Raw genomic sequence first — 16,791 nt, 5'->3', positions numbered from 1 at the left:
TAAAGTCATAATTATTATACCACAACTTAGATTTCTGCACCTTTTAAGCAGAGTATTCTGTTGCTTATTTTTTTGGATGAAAAGCAGTATTATTGCTTTTTTGCTATAATAAACTTCAATCCTAATAGAGATTTAATGAAAGAGGAGCATCCACTGTGATTGAGACACACACCTTAAAATCAAGCGATAATCAAACGGAGCTGAATCTTCTCCACTGGCCCATCGATAAGCCCAAAGCTATTATTCAATTAATCCATGGAATGGCGGAAAATATTGCGCGCTACAATGACTTTGCGCTTTATCTTAATGGGTTAGGTTTTGCGGTTATCGGTCACGACCATCTGGGACATGGGCATTCTGTAAATAAGCAGCAGCCCCTGTATGGATATTTTGGTAAAGCAGGTGCTAAAAACGTGATTACAGATATTCACCGGGTAAAAACATGGGCGAAAAAAAGATATCCCGAACTGCCTTACTTTATGATGGGGCATAGCATGGGTTCTTTTGCCTTGCGAAGTTTTCTACAAGATTATCCTGTGGATATTCAAGGGGCTATCTTTATGGGAACGGGCACAAGCCCTGTACATTTGAAGTTTTTCTTGCCTCTTCTAAAAAAATTAAGCCAAAAAAGAGCAGAAAGTACAGCTCCCATGATCGATAAACTGGCTTTCGGTGGCTACAGTAAAAAATTCCCCGAAAAAGGAAACTTCAACTGGCTTTCTAAAAATCAAAAAAATGTAGCAAATTATGAGAAGGATCCCCTGTTAGGCTTTACCTTTACCCATAATGGCTTCGTCACGCTCTTTTCTTTAGTCCAGCGCGCAAACCAGAAAAACTGGATGCAAAATCTGCCTTTAGACTTTCCCCTCTTAATCATAAGTGGCACGGATGATCCTGTCGGTAACTTTGGTAAAGGTCCCCAAAAAGTTTACCAAAAATTGAAAGAAGCGGGTCTTCAACATCTTGATCTACAGCTTCTCCCTGGGCTCCGACATGAAATCCTTCTCGAAGAGGATTATGAGAAAGTCTATCGTCTCATCAGCCAGTGGCTTGATAAACAACTCACTTCACCGACTCTCTGATCTGCTGAATTATTTCGAGCATCAGGGGGTCTTTTTCTTCGGCATAAGTAATGGCCGAGAAAGTACGATGATATTTACTGTCGAGTGCTTGATAAGTCATCCCTTCTGAAACAAAACGTTTTGAGATGAGGGAGACGCCTAAACCCGCACGGATATGTGCGATAATCATGTCGTTGTTGTTCATTCTTACCTGATATTTAGGTTTATAATTTTTTTCTTGGAGATATTTTTTAATATAATGTCCGACTCCTGAACCGACTTCTCTTGTAAAAAATGTATCACTGCTCACGTCCCCTGCCAAGACGAGTTCGTCTTTCATAAGGGGGAAATCTTCTATCTGTTCACTGGCCAAGGTTTTTTCGATAATGCCAAAGTGTAAGTCGTGCTTCTCTACAAGGCTAAAGACTTTTTGTGAATCATACATCGCTATTTCCAAGTCTATCCGATCTAAATAAGGGAGGAGCTTCGTATATAAGACAGGCATGATACTGGTTGCTGTACTTTGTGACACGCCTACTTTAAATGGCTTCTTTATCATAGTGGTTTGACTCAGTTCAGACTGGAGCTGTTCCCAATCTTGGATATATTTGACAGCCTTATTGTATAGAAGTTTTGCGGCTTCTGTCGGAATAACTTCTTTATTTTTTCCCCGAATAAAAAGGGAGTTGCCCAGTTCTTCTTCGAGCTTTTTTATTCTCACTGTCACTGTAGGCTGTGAGATAAAGAGATACTGTCCTGCTTTAGTAAAACTTCTTGTTTCATATATAGCAATAAATGTTTCAAATAATGAAAACATGGCTGTTCTCCTTCACAGGTTTTAATTAATTTTTTCTATAACTACCATTACAATAATTCATTTTACAAATTAAAGCAAGTGTTTTATACTTAATAACGGTGATAGAGTTGTGAGATATTTCTCGCACTTCTACTCAAAAATTGTAATCTCAGGAGTTCTTTGTATGAAACACGCATTTTTTAACTTTTTGAAAAAAATTCCCATTCCCATCTGTGGTTTGATTTTAGGTATGGTATCCTTGGGAAACTTACTGTATTCTAAAGGTTTTAGCTTTTGGGGCAACTTCTTTGACCTTGCTGGTCTCTTTTTTATGCTTTTGATTCTTTTAAAGCTGGTCTTCACCATGCGTCATCTTTTGGAATCCCTCAAAGATCCTATTATTGGTTCGGTTTCTCCAACTTTTACTATGGCATGGATGGTTATTTGTGTTTATCTTAACAGGATTTTCCCGCATTCAGCTTTTGTTTATTTTATTTGGCTGTTAGCCATCTTCTTGCACTTCCTTTTAATGGTTTACTTTATTGCTTTACACATCCTCCCCCAAAAGATTGGCATGATACACATCTATCCAAGCTGGTTCATTACCTTTGTCGGTTTGGGTGTTGTCCCTACGACTGCAGCAGCATTTAATGTAGAGATTGGCCGTATGGTTCTCTGGCCTGCACTACTCTTCTACTTCATCTTACTTCCCATCATTATCCATCGCATCTTTATTTTCAAAAAAATGCATGAGTCAACATTGCCACTTATCACAATCCTTACAGCTCCTGGTTCTCTTTGCTTAGCTGCTTATCTTACGGTGATTGAGCACAAGTTTAGTTTCTTTGTCTTCGGCTTATTTGTCCTTTCACAAGCTCTTTATTTTCTTACGGTGTTTATGATTCTTCCTTTATTGCGCCTGCCCTTTTATCCAAGTTATGCCGCCTTCACCTTTCCACTGGTTATCTCGGCGACAGCGGTTAGCCTGCTGGCTAAGAACTACCCTCACTTGGACTTCTTTCTCACTCCCTTGTCAGTAGTCGAACTCCTTATTGCTTTCTTGATGGTCAGCTATGTTTTGGTGCGTTATAGCCTTTTCTTAAGTAAAAAAAGTTAAAGAAAAACTCCTTGCTCTTATTATGAGCGAGGAGTTTTTTTCATTTTATTTGAAATGATACATTGAGTTATAGAGGTTTGTAATTTCACGTGTGATATTTTGCCCAATCTTAGATGTAACGCCACCTTCCTTGACTGTTGTTTGTGGCACCATCACACCGATCGAGATTTGTGGATTTTCTGTTGGAGCAAAGGCAACGACATTATTGACCGTTACAGGAACCTTAGTACCATCTGGGGCAACGTAAGTTACTTCGGCAGTACCTGTTTTGGCAGAAATAGAAACTTCTGCCCCCTGTGATTGACGCATATAGTAACCTGTCGCACCAATCTGACCATTCACATAGTCTTCTCCGTGGACAACAGCAGACATCCCTTGGTGAAGCACGTCCATGTTATCTGGTGTGATATTTACTTTGTCCATAATTTTCGGTGTTATGTTTTTAACAAGATCACCCATGCCACCTTCAGAGTTGGTTTCATAGATGCTGTCCACAATGTGAGGCGCTAAGCGTTCGCCGTTATTTGCCAAAGTCAGACCATAGGTCGCAAGTTGAAGAGGTGTATAAGTATCAAACTGTCCAAAAGATTCCATAAGTAGGGCGGAAAGGTTCGTCTTATCCGCAGCAGGTACGATACCTTCTGTTTCACCTGGAATATCAAATCCCGTGGAGGTTCCCATGCCGTAAGAGGCATAGGCTTCGCGTAGCTTTTTAAGTATTGCCGGGCTGTTTGAACCATCTACTGTCATATTTGGCACATAGGGTTGCCCCAACATCTTGAGCGCGATCTGTACCATATAGGTATTGGAAGAGTACTCCAAAGCTTGTACAGCATTAATTGGCAGGCTGCCATTTGTGAACCAAGAAGTGATGGCACTTGTACCCGCTAACTGTATCGGCATATCATAAAGCATTTGGTTTCCAGCAATCACGTTACTGTTCCAGCCTGCTGTAAGAGTGGCTGGCTTAACAACCGAACCGGGTACAAAAGCGGACTGGAATGTTCCATTGGTGTCTTTTTGGTAAGCACCTGTTGTTTCATCACGTTTGAGTCCAGATAGGGCTAACACCGCTCCTGTCTTCGAGTCCAAAACGACAGCATAAGCACCTTGTGAATAAGTACCAAATCCATCTGCAATCATATTATTCATTTCATCTTGCAAGATTTTATCTACAGCGTTTTGGAACTTCATATCCACAGTAAGCTTAAGGTTATCCCCTTTACTTCCTTTTTGTTTCACTTCTGTTCCGGTGACATTCCCTTGTTTGTCAGTCAGTACTGTACTTATAGTAGGAGTACCTTGCAGGTACTTTTCATAACCTTTTTCTAAAAAGGCGGTACCCACTCGGTCATTACGTTGGAATCCTTCTTTAAGATATTCATCCAGCAAATCTGATGGAATACCTTGTTTCTGAGTTGTTACCGTACCTAAAATTGGCTTCAGCACAGTATCTGCATATTTTCGATTCCAGCTGGTACCCACTGAAATACCTTGTAACTCCCCTTCATGCTCCCCAATATAAGCTTGTTGCTCTGCTGTGAGGTTGCTTGTGGTGATGATTGTGGTATTAAAAGTCGTAGTGGAGTTCATCTCTTTAAAGAGTTTCACTGCAAACATCTGTTGCTCATTAAAGTTAATGTCAGCATCAGTTACTTTACTCAGTTGGACATTATAGATTTCTGAACCTGACAGGCTATTGCCTTTTTCGTCTGTTTTTTCTTCCTTCGTCAAACTTTCAGCAATTTTTTCCAAGTTATCGGCATCAGCTAAAAAGTAGTCTTTCTTATCACGCTCAGTTATCTGCTTAAAATCGTTGTCCAATGTCAGTACGCCTGCTAAACGATCAGCAATTTTGCGCATGTCATCTGCTGTGGTATTTTGCCCACGCGTATATTCAATAGCCTCAACAGGCTCAGTGGTAGCTAAGGGTACACCTTTAGCATCATATATATTTCCGCGGGGAGCGCCTTGTACAATTTGTAAAGAGCCGGCTCCGCCGGACTGTTTGCTTTCATAAAAGCTTTGATTCATGATTTGCATGTGATAAAGCTTCCCAATCAGAACCAAAAAGAGAACCGTGATGACAAAAAAGAGGAGTTTAACTCGCCCTGATGCCAGCATGGCTGGGTTTTTCAATAGTTTACGTGTTTTATCTTTTTTTCCGCTTAATTCGCTTCGTGTTTTTCTTTTCTCAGACATGGAATCCTATCCTAATTTCGCTTGTCATATTTATACCTAAACATTTTATCATATTAAGCTGTATTTTACCTTACATTTTGAAAAGAAAAGAAAAAACCTGTGCAATACAGGCTCTATCTTATTATTTATGCTTGTTTTGGTGCAAGGTAGTATTCCTTAACAAGGTTCAAATTATCATCAAATTCAAACACGAGTGGTGGGAAGTTAGGGATTTCAACATCCATGATTTCATCATCTGAAAGTTGTTTGATGTGTTTTACCAAGGCGCGGATTGAGTTACCGTGTGCACCTACGAAGACGTTTTTACCATCTTTCAATGCTGGAGCGATTTGATCTTCCCAGAAAGGCAATGAACGCTCAAGTGTAACTTTGAGGTTTTCAGCATCAGGGATGAGGCTGTCTTCAAGGTTAGCATAACGACGATCAGCGTGTGCTGAGTATTCATCATCACGTGGCATTGCTGGTGGCAATACATCGTATGAACGACGCCAGATGTGAACTTGATCGTCACCGTGTTTAGCAGCAGCATCAGCTTTGTTCAAGCCAGTCAAACCACCGTAGTGACGTTCGTTCAAGCGCCAAGTTTTAACAACTGGTACCCAAAGTTGATCAGAGTATTCAAGTGCATAGTTTGTAGTTTTGATTGCACGTTTCAATACAGAAGTATAAGCGATATCAAATTCGATACCTGCAGCTTTGATGAGTTTACCTGCATCGATTGCTTGTTGTGTTCCGTTTTCTGAAAGGTCCACGTCAGCCCAACCTGTAAAGAGGTTAGCCAAGTTCCATTCTGATTCACCGTGACGAGCAAAAACTAATTTTACCATTATGTGAGTTCTCCTATGTTAAATGTTTTACAAAATTTGTATACCGCTCTATTTTACACTAATTTTCATATTTTTTCTAGCCCAGACTCTGTTGGACTAAAACTTATAATTCTCGAAATAGACTTCTAAACTTCGCTTGTAAGACTTGGCCGCATCTGTAAGCAGATGACTTTTCTGCTTGACGAGAATGAGACTGTTTACATTATCGCCATCCATTGGGATAACGGTGACATTATGCACACTTTCCTTATCAATAAAGCCAAGACCCGTCGCATAAGCATCTGTCCGCTCTAATATTCCGTTGAGGGTCGCACGGTCCGTAACGTTATAAATAAAAGTGTTCTCAAAAGTTTCTACTAAATCCTCGGAATAGTAGAGGAACTGCTCATTTTCTTGTGTAAAACGTACTCGATCCAAAGACTTTAAATCACTGGTCTTAATCGTTTTTTTACTCGTCAAAGGATGATTTTTTCTTAAATAAATATGAGTTTGCGAAATAAAGAGTTCTTCGTAGTCTAACTCAAGTTTATCCAGCATACGCAGAATACCAGAGCGATTATGTTTATTCAGGTAAACAACACCAAGTTCACTGTGGCCTTGAGCAACTTCTTGTAAAATATTATAAGTTGTTGATTCAAAGACGCGGAAATTTTTGATTTCTGGATTTTTTTGAGAAAATTCGACCCCTACAGGGGCAAGAAAATCATAGTGCTGACTCGCGACAGAAAAATGGCGCTCTGCTTCTTTGGGCTTTGCATACTTTGACTCAAAAGCTTCAAAATCTCGCAAAATTCCTTGCGCCTGCTCATAGAACCGTTCCCCTTCAATAGTCAAGCTTGCACCAGTATTTGTGCGCTCAAAAATTTGGAAATTCAGTTCTTGCTCCAAGTCTTTGACCGCAATAGACATGGATGGTTGGCTCACAAAGAGCTGTTCGCTGGCCTCACGAAAAGTACCGGTATTAGCGATGGCGACAATATAACGAAGCTGTTTGATGTTCACTTTCTCACTCCTTGATTTTTCTCTTGTTGACTTGCCTGAATGTGCTTGGGAAAATTACTCCCTTGTACACTTCTAGCATATTAAAAAAAGCCTATAAATAAATTATACACTATTTAGATAGGCTTTTTATTTTATTTCACTATTTAGTTGGCTCTTTTTTCGACATCTGCACGTTTCCATAGCACGCATTGATATTTTTCACACCAGAAGACATCGTCTTCTTTTTTCTTTACATGACCCAGTTGGAAGATAAAGAGTTCATCAACTTTAGTCCCCAGAATTTCGGCCAGTTTAAAAGCAAGTAAAAGTTCTGGATCATATTTATCGTTTTCAATTGCGTTGACGGTTTGACGACTCACGTGAGCAATACGGGCCAAGTCTTCTTGGGAAAGTTTCTGCGCTTGCCTAAATTCACGAATTCTATTTTCCATGCTTCCTCCTGATGATATTGTCAATCTGTGTTGCTTTTACTATTTAATCATCTTTTAAAGCATTTTGCAATATTTTTTTCTTAAGAATTTTTTATACAAGCTAAACGATAAAGAGCATCCGTATAAATCTGAATAGCTTTATAGAGTTCGTCAAGTTTGATGTGCTCATCTGTTTGGTGCATGGTAAATTCGGATTCAGGGAAAAGAGCCCCAAAGGCGACGCCACGCTTCATTAGGCGCCCATAAGTTCCACCACCTAAGGTTTGCGGCTGGCCCTCATCTCCCGTATGGTCACGATATGTAGCCAAAAGCGTTTGTACTAGAGAATCATCTTCTGAGAGATAATGAGGCTGATAGTTGATACGGTCACTGATTGTCACTTTCTCAATGGCCTCGCCTAACTTTTGCTTGAGCTTTTCTTGAATGTCTAGCTCCGTTAACCCTTTCGGGTGGCGGATGTTCAGGGCAATCTTATTTTCTTGCCCTTTTGCTTGAAAGGCAAATACAGAAGGGTTGACGGAAAGTTTTCCCATATCTGCATCCTCAAAAGAAATGCCAATGTTAACTCCTTCAAAGTCCTTATGGAGCCTCTGGCCACTCACATCTAAAAACTTTCTCGCGTCTGCACCGAACTCATATGAAGAAAGGAAGTTTGCCAGATGAGTGCCCGCATTTATGCCACTTTCAGGAGTGGAACTATGAGCTGACTTCCCTTTGATCACGAGGAGAATATTTGCTCCTGTTTTAGCAAAACTTCCTTTCAGATTATTTTCCTGTAAGTACTTGTCAAAGGGTGCCTGTAAATCGACGGGACTACTAACGGTGGCTTGGGCTTCATCTGGCACACAGTTTTCCTGTGCTCCACTGTTAAAAGCGTGAAGCACAAAGTTTCCTGTATTTTCATTGCCAAAATGTAGATATTCTGTCAGATTACTTTTCTCGCCATTAACGACGGGGAAACGTGCATCTGGAGAGAAACCAAAGTCAGGAAGTCCTGCCTTTGGTAAATAATAGTCCATATCTTTCCAGCCACTCTCTTCATCAGTTCCAATGATGAACTTCACTTTTTTATAGAAGGGAACTTCCAGCTCCTTTAAAATTTTCAGCGCATAATAGGCGGCGAGTGCTGGTCCTTTATTATCCTGAGTACCTCTGGCGTAAAGCTTTTTTTCTTTTATAACTGGTTCATAAGGTGGATTTGTCCATCCTTCCCCTACCGGTACGACATCTGTATGAACAAATATCCCTAGCGTTTCTTCTCCTTGGCCGTAAAGTATCTCTCCTACATAGTTGTCAAAGTTTTTTGTTTCGAAACCATCTGCCTGTCCAATGTTTAAAAACTCTAGCATTGCAAGACTAGGCCCCGGACCAAAAGGATAGACCTTGCTAGCTTGCTTATCATCGCGCTCAGAATTTATCTTCAGCAAGGTAAACAAATCCTTTAAAAAAGCTTCTTTTCTTTTCTCTACTTCTGCTGTAAAATCAATAGCCATGTACTGTCCCCCAGTTTATGTTATTTATGTGTCACACTTTTAGCCCAGGTGTCGCCCACAACTTGGACCAAGAGCACTAAGATTAAGATAAGTAAAGTAGCTACGAAAGTGACGTCATTAGAGAAGCGGTTATACCCGTAGGCAATCGCTGTGTTCCCTAAACCGCCAGCACCAATAGCTCCAGCCATTGCTGTCAAGCCAATAAGTGAGATTATTGTCACTGTTGAAACACGAATCAAACTGCCCAACTCTTCACGGAGATAAACTTTGAAGACAATGTCCCAAAAGTTTGCTCCTACGGTCTGTGCGGCTTCTACTGTTCCTTTGTTTACACTTTCAAGTGCAACCTGAACTTGTCGTGCATAAAAAGGAAAGACACCTAACGTTAGTGGCACTAAGGATGCTGTTGTTCCAATCTGAGTTCCAACAATTTTTTGTGTGACCGGTGCAATAATTGCGAGCAAAACGATAAAAGGTACTGCACGGAAAATAGATGTAAACTTATCTAAAAATGAGTAAAGCGCACGGTTAGGAGTAATGCCTCCTTCATTTGTTACGACAAGGGCTACACCGAAAACTAAGCCGAGTAAACCACCAAACAGCCCCGACCAGAAAACCATGAAAAGTGTTTCAACTATTGAAGTTACCCATCCTGTATCTCCATGTAAACCGAGGGCTACAACATTTGGAAAATGTTCTGTAAACCATGCTGTCATTTAATTCACCTGCTCTTTCAATACTGTAAACTCAATTTTTTGCTTGGCCAGATAGTCTTTGGCTGCCAAACGATTTTCTTCTGTTCCTTTTAAAGCCACAACCAAAGAACCAAAACGTGTATTTTGCAAAACCTCAACATTCCCATAGAAAATATTGGTCGAAACATCAAATTGGCGTGTGATTTCAGACATCGCTGGTTCTCCAGACTGATTGCCATAATAACTCAAATAAATCAGTTCCTCATCTTCTGCTAAATGACTAAAAGTATCATTTTCTGTCAAGGAGTGGATAAAACGTGAAACATTCGAAGTCGTGTCAATAAACTGCTGTGTCAGTTCTTCCTGTGGATGTGCAAAGATTTCTAAGAGATCGTTTTGCTCAATAACTTCACCGTTTTGCATCACTGCTACTTTGTTCGCAATTTCTTTCACGACATGCATTTCATGTGTGATGAGGACAATCGTAAGTCCTAGACGTTTTTGTAAGTCTTTTAATAAATCCAAAATCTGATTCGTTGTTTTTGGATCCAAAGCTGAAGTCCCTTCATCAGATATCAAAATTTCGGGGTCATTAGCTAGGGCACGCGCGATAGCCACACGTTGCTTTTGTCCACCGGAAAGTTGAGCTGGATACTTTTCTTCGAACTCTGACAGACTGACTAATCTTAGAAGTTCACGGATTTTTTCCTCTTTTTGCTTGTCAGATAGCTTACTGTGTAACAGTGCAAATTCGATATTTTCAAAAACCGTCTTCTCATTGAGTAAGTTGAAGTGTTGGAAAATCATGCCGATTTTTTGACGTTCTTTACGTAAATCAGCAGGTTTGATTTTTGCTGTGTCTTTGCCATCTTCTCCTGCTTTGAAAATCACCTTCCCGTTAACTTTAACTTCCCCAGCAGTCGGTTTTTGAAGGAGATTAATTGTACGGACAATTGTAGACTTCCCAGCACCTGAGTAGCCGATAATTCCAAAGATATCTCCTTTTTCTACATGGATAGTCGTATTTTTAACAGCATCCACTTTAGCTTTCTTGGTCTCATAGGAAACTCTGATATTATTTAGTTCAATAATTGCCATCTCATTCTCCATTATCTTGATTATTTCAGTTTTAAATTCCAAGCTGGAATTGTTCCCTTTTCAGGATATAGTTTAGCGAACAAATCTTCTGTTTCTTTTGTTTGGTAAGCTTTGACTACATCTTGATAAAGTTTATTGTCTTTATCTTCTTTTCGTGCCACAATGATATTGATCCATTGTTTTGAGTTTTCGTTCAAGGCTTCTGTTGCGATAACTTCTTTGTTTGTTAATCCTGCAGGAACAGAGAAGTCATTATTGACAACTGCCGCATCTACTGAAGACAAAGCTGAAGCTGTCTGTGACCCATCCAACTCTTTGATTGTCAAATCTTTTGGATTTTCTGTCACATCTTTTACTGTTGCAAGAGCTCCCGCTTTTGTATCTAACTTGATCAAACCTGCGCTTTCTAAGACATAGAGCGCACGGCTTTCATTAGAGGTATCATTTGGTACGGCAATTGTTCCTTTATTTGGAATATCCTTCACATCGGTATGCTTTTTAGAATAGAGACGGATTGGGGAAACCAAGATATCTCCAATTGCTTGTAAGTCTGCATTGTTTGCTTCATTCCATTCATTAAGGAATGCGTAGTGTTGGAAAGCATTAATATCAACATCGCCATTAACTAAGGCCGTATTAGGCTGGTTGTAATCTGTAAAACGAACAAATTTTAGGTTGATGTTATATTTATCTTTAGCTGTTTTAGCAACGGAATCCCAAATTTCGGTGCTCTCTTTGGAACCTGACATAATGCCAACTTTTACTGTCTTATCTTCAGCTACATCTTTTTTAAAAAATGAGAAATATCCAATAAGCACGACAACGACTAGTGCTACGACTACAATAACTTTGTTTCTTGTTTTCTTCTTCATAAGTTCTCCCTTAATAAATAGTAATAATGACCTCATAATCAAAAATAAAAAAATAGTCCGCTTCTATAAATAGAAACGAACTACCGTGGTACCATTCTAATTTCACATAAAACATGACAAGGCATGCTTTATATCTTGCTAACTATCTTCGGTGACAAGCAAGACTGCCCCAAAAATAATGTGTTCAATAACGAGAACCACTCCGTTGACAGTTTACTTTAAAAGTAAGCTCACTGCCACGCGATTTCCAGGCCATTTTCAAAGTTTCCGTTAGTCTTGCTCTCACTATCTGCAAGCTCTCTGTGCTAACTTTCGCTTTTACTCTCCTGGTCGCTTTCTTTGTTTTTGACTATGAATTTATTCTATCAAAATTTTTTTAAATTAGAATTACAAATTTTTAATAACCAGCTTTAAAATAATAAAACCCCTATCCGAGGATAGAGGTTGCATTTCATCTTAAAGATAGATAATTTTGAATAAAGCTACTGCTGCAAGTGCTGCAAGGATAGGTGCTGTAACAGGTACCCATGCATACCACCATTTGCTGCTTCCTTTGCTTTCACCTAAAACTGATTTAGGCAAGAGTGAGTGCAAGATACGTGGACCAAGGTCACGAGCTGGGTTCAAGCCAGGTCCTGTAGGGCCTCCAAGTGAAGCAACCAATACAAGAACAAGGAAACCAAGAACTACGTGGCTGACTGCTGCTGATGAAGCAGCACCTGATACTGATGCAGCAATTTGCCCAGTAACAGTGCTACTTGTTACGTCTGCACCTTGTTGAGATGCATAGTCAGTCATCCAGTTGATTGATTCAATACCACGGTAAAGTTTTGTCAAGCCCATTGCTCCAAAGAAGAGGACAAATGAACCAACAAACTCGTTCAAGAAACCATTCACTAAGGCACCTGTGTGTGTAGTGATTGTACCATCATCAACATTATCGATAGTTGAGAATGTTCCCAAGATGGCATTTGGATTTTCTGTTTTAAGGTAGTAAGGACGGTATACCATTACGATGATTAATTGTCCAAACATTGCTCCAAGAAGTTGAGCAAGAATGTAAAATGGTACTTGTGCCCATGGGAAAAATCCTGATGCTGCAAGTCCAAGGGTAAATGCTGGGTTGATTTGAGCTGTAACATTACCTAAAGCTACTGCTGGCAACATAACACCAAGACCGTAACCCCAAGCAATAATAAGCCAAGATTGACCAAAGGCTTTTGTACCTTTAAGTTCGACGTTAGCTACCGCACCGTTACCTAGGATAAGCAAGAGTGCAGTACCGATAAATTCAGTGAGATATTTCACTGTCCATGAATAGTCCATGAATTCCTCCAAGTAATAAAAATTAATGACAAAATAAAAACGAGATTAACTTATGTTAAACTCTTTTGTTATACATAGACATTATAGCATGTTTTTTTTATTTTCGCTAAAAAGATGTAAATTCCTGCCAATCGGCTCTATGTAAGCGTTTAACAGTCCTCAACAAACTAAAAAATTCCGATTTTTGAAAAAATAAAAAGACTAAATTCAGTCTTTTTAGCTAATATAATCTTCAAAATATTGGGCGTTGTAAACCATAATCTTGTTATCAATAATGTCAATGATTTCTTCTGCTTTTAAGTCACGTATAATCCGGTTTACACTGTTCCGCGTTGATATACCACAAAAACCCGCAATATCTTCATTCGTCACCGGAAAATCAATCAATATGCCGTTTCTTTTTTTAATCCCAAATTCATTGATTAGACTGTTGATACAAGCACAAACCGCACCTTTTTTCCCATTAATCGTCATCTTTTGCAAGAGTTCTAAGTTGAGAGCCAGTCTTCTTTGATAGAAATCATCCACTATCCTAAATAAAGTCAAGTCACTCATCACCCATTTCCAAAATACTTTACGTTGTACTCGGTAAAAGCTTGCTTCATCTGATTCTACTCTGACATTAAACAGGGCAGAGATACCATTTTCCTGTTTTTCTTCAAGCAAGGAAACGAAATCAGGTTCGGTTACGTAAGCAATATTGAATTCTCGTCCATCTCGCATGATATTACTGATTTTAGCTACGCCCTCTTTAAGGATATAGACGTATTCAGATTCAATCCCCTGATACATCACATAGCTATGTCTTTTTTGCGTCACAACATTTACTTCTTTTTCTTCCAATAAACGCAGTAAATATTCTATAAATTCTTTTGTCATCTTCCTTTTTTACTCATCTAACTCCATCAATACAGAAGTCATTATACCATCATTTACTCTATTTTTTAGAAATAATGTCTTTGTTCTTTTATACAAGAACGTAACTGCTCTAACAGCTCCTTATTCATTTTAAAAAAATGTACATACTTTGTCGCTAACATTTGTTACTCTTTTTATAAGAAAATGAAAAAACATGCCGTAAAACATGTTTTTTTGTTTTCTTATTCAACCTCAGTAATCGTCCGAACATGAAAGGCAAACTTGCCATTATCTGTTACCATAAAACCATTGCTATCAGTCACATGCTGAATTGCTTGTTCTATGTTGTCGAATTCTTTAATAATACTGTGTGAATTTGCTTCCCCCATAAAGTTTGGAGTAGCTTTTTCCTCATATGAAGATATCCCACTGAATTTGAATTTCATTATCATTCTCCTCTCTGCTTTGTTCTTCTCTACTCTTTTATTATAGCACTCTTTGCTCTTTATACTCAAATAAAGCCTTTTACGGAAAGGAAACCTTTAAAATCTCACGAAAAGACTGTCCCTTAAATTCAGAACATTCTAGTCAAATTTTTGTTATAATGGCAATAATAGTGTATCGAAAGGAAGATATTGCATGAAATTTAATCACTTTTCTATTGTAGAAAAATCTTTTGATGAGCAGTTAATAGAACTGGATCATCTCGGCTTTACTTGGTCTGTCTTTTGGGAAGAAAAGAAAATACTCAAAAACTTTTTAACCGTCGCTCCAGTAGATATTGAGAGCATTCAAGCAACAGCTACACAAAGCCTCCAAGATTTTCTTCTCACTGAAGATGAGCTTACTTGGGATATATTCTGGACGGTTAGCTTACAGTTACTCGGATTTGTGCCTAACTTTGAATTTCAGGTGGCACATGCTGCTGATTTTGCAAGTTCCATTAATTTACCTATGTCCGATAAGGAAGAACTAAACAGTGAAAGCTTAATAAGTGCCCTTTATCTCCTCTTATGTACACGACGCAAAAATGGGATGTCTCTCGTAGAACATTGGGTGTCTGAGGGTTTGCTTCCTTTAAGTAACACTTACCATTTTTTCAATGATAAGTCTTTGGCAACTTTCGATACAGCTAAGGTAATACGTGAAACAGTCTGGGTGGAAACAAAGGTAGATACTTACAATACTGGAGAGTATGATTTGATTAAAGTACAGATCATCCGTCCACTCTTTGAAGGTAAGCTTCCAGCTGTGATGACAGCTAGCCCCTACCATTTGGGAATAAATGAAATAGCGAACGACAAGCAACTCCATGATATGAATGTTCCCTTGACTGAAAAGAAAGCTGAAAAAATTCAGGTGGAAACCAAGATTCCCGAGTTGCCTGACTATAAAGAAGAAACAGCTTTGGAGGCTTCAGCAAAAACTACAAGCCAAAAATTTACCCATGGTTGGACTTACTCACTCAATGACTATTTCTTAGCGCGTGGTTTTGCTTCCATCTATGTCGCTGGTGTTGGTACGCTCGACTCTGATGGTTTTCAAACTTCTGGGGATTATCAACAAATATACAGCATGACTGCTGTTATAGACTGGCTGAATGGACGCGCTCGCGCGTTCACTTCACGAAAACAAAAGCTAGAGATTATAGCCGACTGGGCAAATGGTAAAGTAGCCATGACAGGTAAATCTTATCTAGGAACGATGGCTTATGGTGCCGCCACTACTGGTATTGAAGGTTTGGAAGTTATTTTAGCTGAAGCGGGCATCAGTTCTTGGTATAGTTACTACCGTGAAAATGGCCTCGTACGCTCACCGGGTGGCTATCCAGGTGAGGACTTAGATGTCTTGGCTGCGCTCACTTACTCTCGCAATCTTCAAGGTGCTGATTTTCTGGCTCATAATAGCCAATACGAAACAAAGCTTGAAGAGATGCTCCAAGCCCTAGACCGCCAGACGGGGGACTATAACCAGTACTGGCACGATCGAAACTACCTCCCTCAAGCTGAAAAGACCCAAGCGGATGTTTTGATTGTACACGGCTTGCAGGATTGGAATGTCACACCTGATCAGGCCTATCATTTTTGGCACGCACTTCCTAAAGGAGCGAAAAAACACGCTTTCCTGCACCGTGGTGCCCATATTTACATGAATAACTGGCAATCTATCGACTTTAGTGAAACAATCAACAGCTACTTCACTGCTAAGCTTTTGGATAGAGATTTAACCTTAGACTTACCCCCTGTTATTTTGCAAGAAAATGGAAAAGCCCAGAGTTGGACAGGCGTTCATAGCTGGTCGGCTGAAAAGACGGTAAAATGGCCATTAGGTAAAACTGCAGCTTCTATCTCTAAGTTTGATAACCATTATGATGAAAAGACTTTTGCTCAGTATAGTGAGGATTTTAGAGCTTTCAAGAAAGACTTATTTGAAGGAAAAGCTCAGGCGACAGTTATTGACTTGCCTGTGTCTGAAGATGTGATGATTAATGGTCAGATTCAGCTTGATCTCAAAGTAAAAGTCAATGATAGCAAAGCTATCCTCTCAGCTCAGCTCCTTGATTTTGGAGATAAAAAACGCCTCAGTGATAGTGCTCAAAATCTAGAGTTAAAAGCTATAGACCGTGGCCGAAATTTCATGCTCGAAAACCTTATGGAAATTCCATTAGTGGATAATCCATATCAACTTATAAGCAAAGGGTTCCTCAACCTCCAAAATCGTGAGGACGTACTTTCAGTCAGCTCGATCCCTAAAGATGAGTGGATGCACTTTACTCTTAAACTTCAACCCACACTCTATCAACTCAAGCAAGGAGAGAAGTTGCGTCTCTTGCTTTACAGTACAGACTTTGAACATACGGTACGAGATAACCGCGAGGTAACTTATGAAGTCGACCTTGGTTCTTCTAAAATTATCTTACCTGTAGATTCTCAATAATGCAAACAGAAAAAAGTCCATCTTGATGATGGACTTTTCTTCTTATTTTAGAAGCAATAGTTAAATAAGGCAGAAG

15 protein-coding genes are annotated in these 16,791 nt (G+C 39.4%); 3 read left to right on the top strand and 12 right to left on the bottom strand.

Annotation, left to right across the window (positions count from 1 at the left end; translation table 11 throughout):
- Nucleotides 1–155: 155 nt before the first annotated feature.
- Nucleotides 156–1,082 carry an alpha/beta fold hydrolase gene (locus tag I6G50_RS09975; RefSeq protein ID WP_197908728.1) on the top strand — a complete coding sequence of 309 codons (927 nt, stop codon included), beginning with the start codon at nucleotides 156–158 and terminating at the stop codon, nucleotides 1,080–1,082.
- On the opposite strand, the gene I6G50_RS09970 is transcribed toward I6G50_RS09975, so the two are convergent.
- Complete coding sequence (locus I6G50_RS09970; protein WP_197908727.1) at nucleotides 1,063–1,878, bottom strand: LysR family transcriptional regulator; 816 nt, start codon at nucleotides 1,876–1,878, stop codon at nucleotides 1,063–1,065. The two genes, I6G50_RS09975 and I6G50_RS09970, sit on opposite strands and share 20 nt — an antisense overlap.
- 163 nt (nucleotides 1,879–2,041) lie before the next feature.
- Here I6G50_RS09970 and I6G50_RS09965 point away from each other — a divergent pair, with 163 nt between their 5' ends.
- Nucleotides 2,042–2,974, top strand: a complete 933-nt coding sequence (locus tag I6G50_RS09965) for a TDT family transporter (RefSeq protein WP_197908726.1) — start codon at nucleotides 2,042–2,044, stop codon at nucleotides 2,972–2,974.
- A gap of 45 nt (nucleotides 2,975–3,019) precedes the next feature.
- Here I6G50_RS09965 and I6G50_RS09960 read toward each other — a convergent pair whose 3' ends face one another.
- The 11 genes from I6G50_RS09960 to I6G50_RS09910 form a co-directional block, all read right to left on the bottom strand.
- On the bottom strand, nucleotides 3,020–5,176 hold the full coding sequence (locus I6G50_RS09960; RefSeq protein WP_197908725.1) for a penicillin-binding transpeptidase domain-containing protein: 2,157 nt from the start codon (nucleotides 5,174–5,176) through the stop codon (nucleotides 3,020–3,022).
- A gap of 125 nt (nucleotides 5,177–5,301) precedes the next feature.
- Nucleotides 5,302–6,003, bottom strand: a complete 702-nt coding sequence (locus tag I6G50_RS09955; protein WP_003134405.1) for a phosphoglycerate mutase — start codon at nucleotides 6,001–6,003, stop codon at nucleotides 5,302–5,304.
- Nucleotides 6,004–6,099: 96 nt separating this feature from the next.
- Nucleotides 6,100–7,005 carry a LysR family transcriptional regulator gene (locus tag I6G50_RS09950; protein WP_081165438.1) on the bottom strand — a complete coding sequence of 302 codons (906 nt, stop codon included), beginning with the start codon at nucleotides 7,003–7,005 and terminating at the stop codon, nucleotides 6,100–6,102.
- A 143-nt stretch (nucleotides 7,006–7,148) separates the two neighbouring features.
- Nucleotides 7,149–7,436, bottom strand: a complete 288-nt coding sequence (locus I6G50_RS09945) for a helix-turn-helix transcriptional regulator (protein WP_003134408.1) — start codon at nucleotides 7,434–7,436, stop codon at nucleotides 7,149–7,151.
- An 80-nt stretch (nucleotides 7,437–7,516) separates the two neighbouring features.
- On the bottom strand, nucleotides 7,517–8,929 hold the full coding sequence (gene pepV, locus I6G50_RS09940; RefSeq protein WP_197908724.1) for a dipeptidase PepV: 1,413 nt from the start codon (nucleotides 8,927–8,929) through the stop codon (nucleotides 7,517–7,519).
- A 20-nt stretch (nucleotides 8,930–8,949) separates the two neighbouring features.
- A complete protein-coding gene (locus I6G50_RS09935) occupies nucleotides 8,950–9,645 on the bottom strand; it encodes a methionine ABC transporter permease (RefSeq protein ID WP_197908723.1) in 696 nt (231 codons plus the stop codon).
- A complete protein-coding gene (locus I6G50_RS09930) occupies nucleotides 9,646–10,722 on the bottom strand; it encodes a methionine ABC transporter ATP-binding protein (protein WP_197908722.1) in 1,077 nt (358 codons plus the stop codon).
- Nucleotides 10,723–10,742: 20 nt separating this feature from the next.
- A complete protein-coding gene (locus tag I6G50_RS09925; RefSeq protein WP_197908721.1) occupies nucleotides 10,743–11,594 on the bottom strand; it encodes a MetQ/NlpA family ABC transporter substrate-binding protein in 852 nt (283 codons plus the stop codon).
- 456 nt (nucleotides 11,595–12,050) lie between these two features.
- Nucleotides 12,051–12,920: an aquaglyceroporin Gla gene (gla, locus tag I6G50_RS09920; RefSeq protein ID WP_003134417.1), complete on the bottom strand. Its 870-nt coding sequence runs from the start codon at nucleotides 12,918–12,920 to the stop codon at nucleotides 12,051–12,053.
- Nucleotides 12,921–13,136: 216 nt separating this feature from the next.
- A complete protein-coding gene (locus tag I6G50_RS09915) occupies nucleotides 13,137–13,799 on the bottom strand; it encodes a Crp/Fnr family transcriptional regulator (protein ID WP_003134419.1) in 663 nt (220 codons plus the stop codon).
- A gap of 221 nt (nucleotides 13,800–14,020) precedes the next feature.
- Nucleotides 14,021–14,224, bottom strand: a complete 204-nt coding sequence (locus I6G50_RS09910; RefSeq protein ID WP_197908720.1) for a hypothetical protein — start codon at nucleotides 14,222–14,224, stop codon at nucleotides 14,021–14,023.
- 193 nt (nucleotides 14,225–14,417) lie between these two features.
- Between I6G50_RS09910 and I6G50_RS09905 the strand changes: the two genes are divergently transcribed.
- The gene (locus tag I6G50_RS09905) at nucleotides 14,418–16,715 is read left to right on the top strand and encodes a Xaa-Pro dipeptidyl-peptidase (protein ID WP_197908719.1); all 2,298 of its coding nucleotides are present in this window, start codon (nucleotides 14,418–14,420) and stop codon (nucleotides 16,713–16,715) included.
- The last annotated feature ends 76 nt before the right edge of the window (nucleotides 16,716–16,791 follow it).

Origin of the sequence: Lactococcus garvieae, assembly GCF_016027715.1 — a bacterium.
Classification (GTDB): domain Bacteria; phylum Bacillota; class Bacilli; order Lactobacillales; family Streptococcaceae; genus Lactococcus; species Lactococcus garvieae_A.
The sequence above is the reverse complement of the archived record's forward strand: the minus strand, read 5'-3'. Positions and strand labels throughout refer to the sequence as shown.